This is a genomic window from Nostoc sp. DedQUE02 (genome assembly GCF_034531035.1).
In the GTDB taxonomy this organism is placed as follows: Bacteria; Cyanobacteriota; Cyanobacteriia; order Cyanobacteriales; family Nostocaceae; genus Nostoc.
On sequence record NZ_JAVRBY020000012.1, the window covers coordinates 98,382 to 110,494 of the forward strand.

Here is a 12,113-nt window from a genome sequence, read left to right on the forward strand (position 1 = left end):
CCTAAAGCTGGGATTTTAGTTTTCCCCTTGTTCCCCTGAATCTCAATTCAATCCCAGTTCTTCTTTTAATGCCTCTGGCACATTAACTGCTGTCTCTAATCCCCGCACACCTTCCCACTGCTGCTTTTTACCCCAGGTCATTTCTTGGAGATTGGCGTCGCTGAGGTCGGCTCCACCTAGTATGGCGTAACTTAGGTTGCTATAGCTGAGATCCGCACCATTGAGGATAGCACCACTGAGGTTACTGCCACTGAGGTTAGCACTATTAAGGTTGGCATAGCTGAGGTCTGTACCGAACAAGATAGCGTCGGTGAGGTCGGCACCACTAAGGTCGGCATCGTTAAGAATCACGCCGCTAAGGTCGGCTTCGTTGAGAATCACCCGACTCAGGTCTACGCCGCTAAGGTCGGCACCTAAGAACATTGCACCGTTAAGTCTGGCATTGTTAAGTTTGGCACCGTTCAGTTTGGCGTAGCTGAGGTCTGCGGCTATAAGGATGGCATCACTAAGGTTGGTACTGAAAAGAATTGTGTCACTGAGATTAGTACCGTTGAGGATGGCGTAACTCAAATCAGCGCCACTGAGGTCAGCGCGGCATAGGTCGGCATGGCTGAGGCTGACCCTGCTGAGGTTGGCTTCACTTAAATTCGCACCAAAAAGGATGGCGTTACTTAGATCGGCATGGCTAAGGTTGGTGCTGCTGAGGTCGGCGCGGTTGAGGTCGGCGCGGCTAAGGTCGGCGCGGGTGAGGTTGGTGCTGCTGAGGTCGGCGCGGTTGAGGTCGGCGCGGCTAAGGTTGGCACAACTAAGGTTAGCACCGCTAAGATTGGTGCTGCTGAGGTCGGCACCGCTAAGGTTGGCACCGCTAAGGTTGGCACTACTGAGGTTGGCATCGCCAAGGTTAGCACCACTCAGGTTGGCACCACTGAAGTTTACGCCAGTTAAGTTAGCATCGCCGAGATAAGCAAGGCTGAGGTCGGCACCGGTAAAGTCTGCCCCAGTAAGGTTGGCATCACCCAGGTAAGCATTCCGAAAGTTGCCGCCTTTGAGGAATTGCCCAACTATACTGCTAAAGTTGCCAATTTCTAGGGCATCGCTATAGTTAATAATCCGCAGCAGTTGGGATGTGAAAAAGTTGTCTGTGTCTGGTTGGGCAGATGGATAGAAGGTAATTTTTTGTTTGAGTTCATCTCGCCTTTGGGCGTAGCGGTGTAACTCTAACAGTAAAATTAGTACGTTTAGACCTGTATATATGTCTACCTGTCTCAAGCCGATCGCAATATTTTGTGCCGCCAACTTTAACCTGGTTTTCTGAGGTAGGTTATCATTTGGTGTCCCATCGATAAATTCTCCTTGACACCAACGACGATAAAAATCTTCTAGCCGCCAGAAAAGCTGTTCTGGGCGAATTTTTTGATCAGTTACAACCAATTCCATTAGTTGGTTGACTATTTCTGGTTTTAGGGCACTATTGCCCAATAAATCGTAAATCTCTTCATGCATCTGGCGATCGCACACTCGAAAACAAAACCCAGATGGTATGCCCAATATCTGATCGCCGATCTCAGAAGTCAAACCTCTGCCTGCTATTGTCCATTTTTTTAAACTTTCTTGCAGTCTTAAGGAGTATAAATATTCCTGTAAATTATCTTGAGTAAACTTAACGCTTTTCTCTGCTTTAATACTTTCTCCTTGAGGTAAAACTGCTTCATTTTCTGCCGATGTGGTCTTTGGCATCTCTTGCAACCTTGTACCCCTCACATAATTTCTCAGCAGCAGCCAGACTTGAGATAAATATGTTGACATTTCTGTGCCCGTTGTTACATTTAAATTACTGTTTTGATAATTCTGAATTAAAAACTTTTCTATGCTAGTTTGCTGATCATTTCCAACAATCAATAGTATAAATAAATACTATATTCAAAAAATCACGAGTTGGCGATGTCTACGCTGGGCTACTTCTTGTGAATTTGCCAACGCCGTTCTTGGAAGGCGGTTTCTTGCTCGGATGTAGTCGCTTTAAGCCTCTTCTCCTGATCTAAATGAAGTGTTAGCTAAAAAAATCTTTCAAAAATCAAGTAATCCCCATGTTTTGGTTAATTTGTTATACTTTTTTCCCAAAAATTTACTAGTCTGATGTACAAATAATACTTCCTGTTTCTGGGAGACGCAATTGTTAGGAAAAATCCTACACCAAAACAGCATAACAAAGCTGAAAAATGGCAACTAAAATTGAAGTCAAACGATTTTTGACGACAAGGTTAGTTGACTCAATGATTTGAGATTGACACTAAGGATTCAGAGACTAACGCTTCTAATCGAGATGCTGCGCGAACCCTATCGAGTGTCACAAAGGTCTTTTGGATTGAACCTGACTACAAGTAGCGAGGCATTTACCAAAAAAATTTTAATCCCAAATCTGAAATTGGCACATTCAAAAGTTTTCTGCTTAATATAAAGCAGCTAAGAGAATCGACATCAGGCAGGCTGTATAGCTTTGCAAAAGTTAAAAATTAACTACGGGATAGTTATCGGGGAATGAATGCGATGAACAGATTAACCTTTTATATTATTTTGTTACATGGTTTGTTTTTAGGAGTAGCAACGGCTAGCGCTAAGTCACCGTCTGTTAACAGAGTTGATACAGAAATGTCAGCTAGTCATCGAGTTTTAGAAGGCGTGGTTACAGCCAGAAGTGGGCAAAAATCTAATAGTCAGTTAACGACAGAAACTTCTTCAACTCAAATTTCAGCCTTATCGGTAAATAATATCAATCTTCCTCAGAAACAGAGCCTACCTTCAGGGCAAGTTTGGGTAGTTAATCAAAGTAAACACGTACAGCCTCAACCGTTTATTTGGGTAGTAAAAGACCTAAAGAAAGCAGGACAACAACCGTTTTTGGAAGTTGCAAAACCCTCAGAGAAACCGAATACAAAGCCTAATTCTAGTACTAAACCAGCAAAGGATGATTTAGAGCCATTTAATGAAGTAACCAAAGATACCCAAAAATCAGGGGGATTGTTCACTCTTTATCGCAATAAAGAAAAAAATAAGATTTATCTAGAAATTAAGCCAGAGCAACTTAATAAAAATTACCTAGCTACGGCAACCCTGGAATCGGGCATTGGCGAACGGGGTATTTACAGTGGTATGCCTCTGCAAGATTTTTTGTTTTATTTCCAACGGGTGGATGATAAACTACACTTTGTGATTCGCAATGTGAATTTTCGCACTCGCGAGGGAGATCCCCAAGTGCGATCGCTAGCCCGGTCTTTTAGTGACTCTGTTTTATACAGCATTTCGATTAAAAGCATTCATCCACAACGCAAAACTCTTCTCATCGACTTGAGTGATTTGTTACTCACAGACTTAAGTGGATTATCTGCAAGTTTAGGACTTCCAGGAAGCACAGACCAATCTTATTTTGGTAATGCCAAAGCCTTTCCCCAAAACTTAGAAATTGAATCAATTTTGAATTTCTCTGGTAGCGTTGACCATGAAAGTGAAGTGGCAAACTTTGCCTCCCTAGCTGACAACCGTGGCTTTACCCTACGCGTTCACTACAGCCTCTCGCAACTACCCGATCAAGATTATCGACCGCGCTTTGCTGACGATCGCATCGGTTATTTTATCACCGCCTACCAAGATTTATCCAAAGACGATCAAGGCGATTCTTTTGTCCGCTACATCAATCGCTGGCATTTAGAAAAGCAAGACCCAAAAGCAGTTATTTCTCCTCCCAAAAAACCAATTGTCTTCTGGATTGATAACGCTGTGCCCTTAGAGTACCGCGATGCCATGAAAGAAGGCGTTCTTATGTGGAACAAAGCCTTTTTGAAAGCCGGATTCAGAGATGCAATTGAAGTCCGCCAAATGCCAGATGATGCCACATGGGACCCAGCAGATATTCGTTACAACACGATTCGTTGGATTAACACAGTAGATGGATACTTTGCAATGGGGCCATCCCGTGTTAATCCATTGACAGGAGAAATTTTGGATGCAGACATTCTTGTAGATGCTAGCTTTATCCGGGCACTCAAGAGTGAGTATCGTAAAATAGTCCAACCCAGCCAAACAGAAAATCGCACTACCTTATCAGCTTTGATGCAAAATCGCCTACTTTGCACCAATGGTTTAGATGCGAAAAACAATGGTGTACCCCAGAAGGTAGAAGGGCAACAGGGATTGTTGAGTCGTTTGTCGAAAATGGCAGGCGAGTACGATTTATGCTACGGGATGGAAGCTGCTAACCAGTTTGCCTTTGGTTCGTTGGCGATGTCACTACTGCCAGATACCATAGCCACTCCAGACCAGGTGAAGGAATATATCAATCAATATTTACGTTTAATCATCGCTCACGAAGTTGGACATACTCTTGGTTTACGCCATAACTTCCGTGGTAGTACACTGCTACCACCACAAGAGATGAATAATACGGAAATTACCAAAACTAAAGGTCTGACAACTTCCGTAATGGATTATATTCCCCCAAATATCGCTCCTCAAGGTACAAAACAGGGAGATTATTTTCCTAGTATGGTGGGGCCTTATGATGAATGGGCGATTAAGTACGGCTACACAACAATTCAGGCATCAACTCCTCTAACGGAAAAGCCAATTTTGGAGGAAATTGCTGCACAATCCTACAAGCCAGAGTTGAGTTATTCCACAGATGAAGATGTATATGACCTCGACCCAACCGCTAATGCTTGGGATAATAGCGGTAATGTGCTGCTTTATTCTCAGTGGCAATTGAATAATTCGCGGGTGATGTGGGAACGTCTCGATAAGCGTTTCCCAACGGCTGGTGATAGTTACAGCGATGTCAGCGAACGTTTTAGCACAGTATTAGGTAACTATTTCCAGCAAATATATTTCACCACAAAATACATCGGAGGACAATCTTTCTATCGCATTCACCCTAGCGAGTTACCTGCCGAGAAAGTCTCTGGAGTTCCCCAACACCGTTTACCATTTGAAGCAGTACCAGTTGAAGAACAACGCCAAGCTTTAGAAACGCTACAAAAATATGTATTTGCAGAAGATGCCCTTAGTTTTTCACCAGAATTACTGAATAAATTAGCACCTTCCCGTTGGCGGCATTGGGGTAGTTCTCCACAAGTAGGTCGTTTGGATTTTCCCATTCATGACTTGGTGCTACTGATGCAGGGTTCTGTGTTGCGAGATTTACTTTCAGGCGATCGCCTTTCTCGTCTCAAGGATATTGAACTCAAAACTCCCGAAGGAAAAGCACTGACTCTGCCAGAACTATTTGACACTTTGCAATCAGATATTTGGACGGAAGTCATCAAACCAAAAGCTAAATCAATGAAGATTGCTAGTTTGCGGCGAGGCTTGCAGCGTCAATATCTGGACATTTTGACTGCTATGGTATTGCGAAAAGAAAATGTTCCAGAAGATGCTCGTACTCTGGCTTGGTATAAACTCAAACAACTAGATGATAAACTCAAAGGGGTTAATTCAGAGGATGAATATACTAAAGCGCACTTATTAGAAACGCGCGATCGCATCGAGAAAGTCTTAAATGCACCGTTGCAAGGGAATTAAAAAAGTTATAGAGACGCGATTAATCGCGTCTGTAAAATTTCTAACTCCTCTTCTTTTTTGAGGATTTTGTCAAAATATATTTATCATGCCTACACAGGCTGAGAAATAGTTTATGTCAGCTAGAGATAAATTTCACAATGTTGTGAAATTGGCATTACAAAAGGACGGGTGGCGAATTACTCATACCATTTCTTTGTGAGGCTGCGCTAAATTCTCTTGGCTTCTTTCTTTGCGTTCTTTGCGCCCTTTGCGGTTCGTTTCTTATTTAGTTTGGCGCATCTTCATACAGAATTGGTATCATGACCCTTTGCTAATTCGCATAGAAAATATTACTGATATGTACATCGACTTGGGAGCAGAGAGAATTATTGCGGCAGAAAGAGAGGGAAAAGTAATAGCGGTTGAAGTGAAAAGTTTCATCGGCACTTCAACTATTTCTGAGTTTCATACGGCGGTGGCAATACGGTTCGGTTAAAGGGGAAAGGGAAAAGGGGAAAGGTTTTGAATACATCCTTTACCCTTTACCCCTTACCCATTCCCCATGAGGCAGCAGATGAGAAAGTTTCCTCCTGCTACCTCTACTTTTTCCTAACTGCTTAACGCCTTTAAAAACCGTTGCAAACTTTTAAATACACTGGGCTTTTTCGCAGGTGTCGCGTCTGTTGTTGTTTGCGGTTGTCCTTTTAAAAGGATGAGATCCAAATCATCACCCGATGGTTTTGTAGGTAATTCGGCAATACTTTGATATTCGCCGTTGGTTTCTAGCCAAACTTCCCACTGTCCTGGGTAGCAGCGATATAAGGCACTTTGATCGTCTATGGGGCGCAGATAATAGGCGGATTCAATGGTACTGATGAAACGATCGCGGATTTTTCTGGCTGTATAACCAATACCCACAGTTCCAGAATCTTCTAAGCGAGGATTTAAAAAGACTACAGGGCGATCGCCTATTACTTCACATAACTTTTCCAACTGCGGTACTTCTACAGAAGTGGGGGCAATGAACAAGAAAATTTCATCCTCTGGCTGAATTTTTGTCTGCAAAGAAGCAGCCCTACCCGTACCAATATCCAAAATTTGAAATGGTGCATCTACCCAATCACGACGGGCTAAAGCCGCAGCACCCGCGTCAGCAAAGAAAATTTTCAAACGAGAATCATAATCTGTAAACACGGGCAAAAATTGTTCTGCTACTGGCATAAACTTGAGTTCTGGAAACAGGAACTCAACTTGTATGCGAGTACAGCCATCTGCAAGGGCAGCTTGGACGGCTGTACGAGATTGGGCGATCGCATCTTCAAGACTATTTGGAAGTTCACTCATAATCTGCATGGTTCTGTAGTGTCTACTCCCATTGTTTCAGTATTGGCTCTTAATTAGGACTTACAGAGAAGAGATTGCCCAATCCCTTTAAAACACAGGGCTGTTTCATTCGTTCTCTTTTGTCAATAGTATGGGTAATAAATTTGCTTGTCGCCATTGTGCGTTGGCGTAGCCCGTCGTAGACATCGCCTCAACCAGTTGAAAAATTATTTTATACCAGTATCAAATCTGGTTTTTTATAACTTTAGTTATATCTCGATTGATTATTAATAGCGTTCAACTAGAGTATTTCCCTAATATAAATCCTCAATTATCTCTATTAAACTCAGTCGCCAGCAGGATGAAACTTAGCATAATATTTTTTACACTGGCAAATAAACCTTATACACAAATTAGGAACACTGTATGCCTATTCACAAACTTGAACATTTTGACCCCAATTATCGAGAAATATTTGGCAAAGACGACGTTAAAGCCCTGGATGTTTATACTGAGGGAGGAGATAGAGTTGGCTCAGTAGCCGATGTTTTAGTTGATGATGATGGTCACTTTCGCTATTTAATTGTTGATATCAGCTTAGATTTTGTTGCCAAGAAAATATTACTACCAATTGGTCTTACCCGGATTAATGATTCAGAAAGACGTGTCTATGTTGATGGATTAAGCAGACAGCAAATAGAAAGTTTACCCGATCACACAGACGATGCGATCCTTGATAGAGATTATGAAGAAAAGGTACGTGGTGTATTTCGTTCTCCAAGTAGCGGTGTAACTTATGATCGCGATACATACAATTACCAGGCAGAACCAGCTTTATACGGGTTAAACGATCAATCTCATCAAACTTTCAGACTCTATGAAGAACGATTAATTGCCAACAAACACCGGATCAAAACCGGAGAAGTAACAGTCGGTAAGCACATTGAAATAGACACCGCAAACGTTACAGTGCCTATTCAAAAAGAACGAGTTTTGATTGAGCGAGTTGTGCCAACAGAAGCAGGTAAAGCTATAGATCCTAGTGAACTTAAGTTTCAAGAAGGAGAAGTAGCACGTATAGAAGTATACGAAGAAACGCCTGAAATTCATAAAGAAGCCTTTGTACGTGAAGAAATCCGCATCAAGAAAGTAGTAGAACGGGATGTTGTAGAAACACAAGAAACCATTCGTCGAGAAGAATTAGATGTTGATACTGAGGGTAATTTACATGTGCAAGAAAATGGTATAAATGCACATGAAACGATTTAATTAGCTGGTTCCTAATTTTGTTTAGTAGATTGATCTGAAATCATAATGCAGGCAAAGTTAATTTTTATCTATGCCTGTATTTTTTATTCAATAGCAAAAAGTAACTTTTTGATAAATCATTTAAAGAAGCGTAACTTTGTGGCAATCTTAGAGGTTGTTTGAAAAATCCTCTTCTGGGTAACAAAACGTTCTAGATCCCCCTAAATCCCCCTTTTCAAGGGGGACTTTAATTCCAGTCCCCCCTTTTTTCAGGGGAGCCAGCGCGGTCTTGGGGTTTCCCCAAGTGGAGCGACTGGCGTGGGTTAAAGGGAATCAATAACTCCCTAAAATCACAGCTAACTACTTTTAAAACAACCTTTTATAATAATGGATTTGGCTTAACATATACAAATAGTAAAGATATTTTTCGTAATAAAAGGCGAAATTAGAATGATTTTGCCTTTCTTATTAGCCATATTAATAAAAACCTCTATAACTTTCGATTATTTTACTCTGGAAATAATTCATTCGGCAGAAGGATGTAGAAAAATAATTAAATGTCTAGTTTAGTTATTAAGAGATGAGAAGAATAATTTTTGAGGTTAAACATCATGGTTCTTTACAAACTAGAAGATTTTGAGCCTAATTATCAAGAGAGTTTTGATGGTCATGACATTAAAGGGCTTGGTGTCTATACACAAGGAACTGATGAGAAAGTTGGTACTGTCAGCGATATTTTAGTAGATGAAGAAGGTCATTTCCGCTATTTAATCGTTGACTTAGGTTTCTGGATTTTTGGTAAAAAAGTACTACTACCAATTGGTCGTGCCCGTGTCGACTATAGCGTTGATCGTGTATACACAATTGGCTTGACTAGAGAGCAAGCTGAAGATTTGCCTGAGTTTAATGAACGCCAAACCCTTGATTACGACTATGAAGAACGGGTGCGTGGTGTATATCGCCAACCTATAGACTCGACTCTTCCTGTAGATCCTTTAACACCATTAGATCCTTTAGCACCAGCAGGATTGGGTACAACTCCAGCTCCAATTCCAGCTCCAACTCCAACTTACGCTCGTGATAACTACACTTACGAACGTGAGCCTTCTTTATTCGGATTAAATGAGCAAGATCATCAAACTCTAAGATTGTACGAAGAACGGCTGATTGCCAGTAAACGACGCCAAAAAACTGGAGAAGTAACAATTGGTAAGCACGTTGAGACTGATACTGCACGGATTGCAGTGCCAGTAGAAAGAGAAAGAGTTGTGATTGAGCGTGTAACTCCAGCAGATGCGGGTAAGGCTGTTTCTGGGCGCGAAGCAGACTTCCGTGAAGGCGAAGTTGCTCGTGTAGAAATCCATGAAGAAACTGCTGATGTTCGCAAAGAAGCATTTTTGCGCGAAGAAGTCAGAGTGAGAAAAGTAGTCGAGCAAGACACAGTTGAAACTCAAGAAACTGTGCGTCGTGAAGAGTTAGATGTGAATTCTGGTAATCTTCCGATTGAAGAACGCTAACTAAATATAGTCATTAGTTAGTAGCTAATGACTAATAATTAATTCTACACAGTGCAGGTGAGGCTGTTGAATTAGCTTTACCTGTGCTTGCAATAGCAAATATTGCTCTGGATGTGGCTGGAATAAATGTGAAAATACAAACATTTTCTAAATGGTATCCAGACGATTAATACATTTAATTTAGCTAAGTAGAAGCAGTTAGTAAACTTTGAAGATAAATAGCCAACCTATGGCAAAAAATGTTGTACAGGCAAATGGTAACTCTCGCACTAGCTCCTCTTTAGCAGATTTAAGAAAGAAGGTTAATAATTTTGCTGTGTTTGATAAGCAAGGTCAGCTAGTAGGAGTAGTTCATGATCTAATTGTGGATGCTAATCGTCGGTTAAACTTAGTTATATCTAAGCAGGCGAATCAACAAACTGTAAAATATGGTCAGCAGTTAGGCAAGCAACATTCTTCTTTATTTCGGTTACAGAGTCAGAGAATAAAACAAATCGACAAGCCGACTAAATCTGTTTTCCTAGACTTAAACAAATCAGAAATTGAGTATATGCCTGAATATTTAGAAGCGGAAACACCAGGCGATAGCAACTCAAATGAGCAACTAGCCAATAATCAAATTAAAAATACCCCAGTTGAACCAGTAAATTTAGAACAGGTTCCTGAAGAACAGATTATTCGTCTCCTAGAAGAACGACTATTTGTTGAAAGCAGTAAGCGTAAAGTTGGTGAGGTAATTGTTCGCAAAGTAATTGAAACCCGGATGGTACAAGTTCCTGTCCGGCATGAAAAGCTGATTGTGGAACAAATTAGCCCAGAACACAAACAACTTGCAGAAATTGATTTAGGACAAGGAGAAATTGCTGGCGTTGACTTGACGGCGGGAGAAAGACTCGAAGCTACACGGTTTGACAACGGTTTAACGGTCAGTGGCGAATTTAGCTCGCCTAAAATTGCTAACTTATTGTTGAATGCGATCGCACTAGAGCGAAATCACGGCTGTAAGCAGGTGCGTGTTACCATTGCTGTTGAAGATGAGTCGCACCAGAAAAAATACCAGGAGTGGTTTGACCGTTGTTCTAAAGGTCAATCACTAAAGCCAGAAAAATAAGTTTCTAGCAGATAAATTACTAGGGTGGGCAATGTCCACCCTATTTTTTTGCTGATTTTAAGAAAAGAAAAGTGAAGTTTCCATTGCCTTGCGGGTAAGTGGAATGTCTCTAAAGCAACTTAATTTACAATACTAAGAAGTTGCCGTTCTTTTGGCTACTTGCAATGAAATTTCGACTGAAGAGACTTTCACCCAAGAAACGACAGCGTCTGATCCCACCGATTCGGATTAAAGTTCAAGATGGAAAATTTGAGATTATAGGTATGGGTGCATGGCATTCCTACTGGCGCGATCCTTATCATCTGCTGCTAACGATTCCCTGGATTGGCTTTCTGCTCCTGACTTGTACTTTTTATATAAGTATTAATGCTCTATTTGCCCTAGCTTACTTGATCGGAGGAGATTGTATTGCCAACGCCCGACCTGGCTCTTTTTTAGATGTATTTTTCTTTAGTGTGCAAACCCTAGCATCTATTGGCTATGGGGCAATGTATCCGAAAACAACTTACGCCAACATTATTGTCACCATTGAAGCAATGATGGGTTTGGTGGGAATTGCTGTAATGACCGGACTAGCCTTTGCTCGATTCTCTCGACCTACAGCCCGCGTACTTTTTAGTCGTGTTGCTGTCATTACAGCTCATGATGCGATGCCGACTCTGATATTTCGCAGCGCTAATAAGCGTCGCAATACGATTCTGGAGGCGCAGATGCGAGTCTACTTGATGCGCGACGAAGTAACCCTAGAAGGACAGTTCATGCGTCGGTTCCACGATCTCAAACTGGTGAGGAACCAAACACCTAGCTTCACGTTAAGTTGGTCAGTGATGCATGTGATTGATGAGTTTAGTCCTCTATATGGGATGACACCAGAATCATTAACCCAGACAAATACTATCCTGATTGTCTCTTTGAGTGGCATTGATGAAACAGTTGCCCAGGTCGTCCATGCCCGTCATAGCTATAGTGCGAATGAGATTTTGTGGAACAATCAATTTGTCGATATCTTTCACCACACACCCGATGGACATCGCTACATTGATTACAACCGCTTCCACGATGTTTTACCTTTAGATTAGAGGCGTGAAATTTACTCGTCAGTTTGATTGAGTGGTGCTTCTAAGGCTTTAACAACCACCCGACCATTTTCAACAACAGTGCAAGTTTTAACCATACTCTTGCTGTGGTTAACTGGCACATCCTGGCACTGGTTTTGGTGCGAGATATTTTGTTGTTGTTGGTTAAGGACGACAGCACAACAAGCGCAGGAGGCTAAAGACATATAACTTATTTTGATCTCTATATCTATTATCTCTCTACTAATGCTGTTTAGCGGAAAAATTTGTTACCGATATGTTTTGATA

The 12,113-nt window shown here is 41.5% G+C and carries 9 protein-coding genes and 1 pseudogene; 7 read left to right on the plus strand and 3 right to left on the minus strand.

What is annotated here, in order from left to right; genetic code table 11:
• Positions 1 to 42 precede the first annotated feature (42 nt).
• Positions 43 to 1,806 carry a pentapeptide repeat-containing protein gene (locus RMX98_RS13045; RefSeq protein WP_409881439.1) on the minus strand — a complete coding sequence of 588 codons (1,764 nt, stop codon included), beginning with the start codon at positions 1,804 to 1,806 and terminating at the stop codon, positions 43 to 45.
• Positions 1,807 to 2,547: 741 nt separating this feature from the next.
• Here RMX98_RS13045 and RMX98_RS13050 point away from each other — a divergent pair.
• From RMX98_RS13050 to RMX98_RS13060, 3 genes and pseudogenes are all read left to right on the plus strand, one after another.
• Positions 2,548 to 5,571, plus strand: a complete 3,024-nt coding sequence (locus RMX98_RS13050; RefSeq protein WP_322677184.1) for a zinc-dependent metalloprotease — start codon at positions 2,548 to 2,550, stop codon at positions 5,569 to 5,571.
• Between the two features lie 112 nt (positions 5,572 to 5,683).
• Positions 5,684 to 5,770 carry an element excision factor XisH family protein gene (locus tag RMX98_RS13055; RefSeq protein WP_322677271.1) on the plus strand — a complete coding sequence of 29 codons (87 nt, stop codon included), beginning with the start codon at positions 5,684 to 5,686 and terminating at the stop codon, positions 5,768 to 5,770.
• 99 nt (positions 5,771 to 5,869) lie between these two features.
• Positions 5,870 to 6,028: pseudogene (locus RMX98_RS13060) on the plus strand (element excision factor XisH family protein); the annotation flags it as partial.
• A 131-nt stretch (positions 6,029 to 6,159) separates the two neighbouring features.
• Here RMX98_RS13060 and RMX98_RS13065 read toward each other — a convergent pair.
• Positions 6,160 to 6,894: a DUF1995 family protein gene (locus RMX98_RS13065; protein ID WP_322677183.1), complete on the minus strand. Its 735-nt coding sequence runs from the start codon at positions 6,892 to 6,894 to the stop codon at positions 6,160 to 6,162.
• 405 nt (positions 6,895 to 7,299) lie between these two features.
• Here RMX98_RS13065 and RMX98_RS13070 point away from each other — a divergent pair, with 405 nt between their 5' ends.
• The 4 genes from RMX98_RS13070 (at position 7,300) to RMX98_RS13085 (ending at position 11,828) form a co-directional block, all read left to right on the plus strand.
• Complete coding sequence (locus RMX98_RS13070; protein WP_322677182.1) at positions 7,300 to 8,142, plus strand: DUF2382 domain-containing protein; 843 nt, start codon at positions 7,300 to 7,302, stop codon at positions 8,140 to 8,142.
• 590 nt (positions 8,143 to 8,732) lie between these two features.
• Positions 8,733 to 9,638: a DUF2382 domain-containing protein gene (locus tag RMX98_RS13075; protein WP_322677181.1), complete on the plus strand. Its 906-nt coding sequence runs from the start codon at positions 8,733 to 8,735 to the stop codon at positions 9,636 to 9,638.
• Between the two features lie 229 nt (positions 9,639 to 9,867).
• Positions 9,868 to 10,749 (plus strand): YsnF/AvaK domain-containing protein, encoded by an 882-nt coding sequence (locus RMX98_RS13080; protein ID WP_322677180.1) that lies wholly within the window; start codon positions 9,868 to 9,870, stop codon positions 10,747 to 10,749.
• A gap of 164 nt (positions 10,750 to 10,913) precedes the next feature.
• A complete protein-coding gene (locus RMX98_RS13085) occupies positions 10,914 to 11,828 on the plus strand; it encodes an ion channel (protein WP_322677179.1) in 915 nt (304 codons plus the stop codon).
• A gap of 11 nt (positions 11,829 to 11,839) precedes the next feature.
• Here RMX98_RS13085 and RMX98_RS13090 read toward each other — a convergent pair whose 3' ends face one another.
• Positions 11,840 to 12,031, minus strand: coding sequence for a hypothetical protein (locus tag RMX98_RS13090; RefSeq protein WP_322677178.1), 192 nt, complete (start codon positions 12,029 to 12,031; stop codon positions 11,840 to 11,842).
• Positions 12,032 to 12,113 lie beyond the last annotated feature (82 nt).